The following is a 229-nucleotide window of genomic DNA, read 5'->3' on the forward strand; positions in this document are numbered from 1 at the left end:
GTGACTCAGACAGCGATTCTGACTCTGATAGCGACAGCGACTCAGACAGCGATTCTGACTCTGATAGCGACAGCGACTCAGACAGCGATTCTGACTCTGATAGCGACAGTGACTCAGACAGCGATTCTGATAGCGACAGCGACTCAGACAGCGATTCTGACTCTGATAGCGACAGCGACTCAGACAGCGATTCTGACTCTGATAGCGACAGCGACTCAGACAGCGATTC

At 52.4% G+C, this 229-nt stretch carries 1 protein-coding gene; it reads left to right on the top strand.

Annotated features, from left to right (window positions below):
• Positions 1-229 (top strand): hypothetical protein (locus MMO38_RS16615; protein WP_241324203.1); only part of this gene is annotated, 229 nt, incomplete at both ends.

Source organism: Acinetobacter sp. NIPH 1852, from assembly GCF_022549455.1.
Lineage (GTDB): Bacteria > Pseudomonadota > Gammaproteobacteria > Pseudomonadales > Moraxellaceae > Acinetobacter.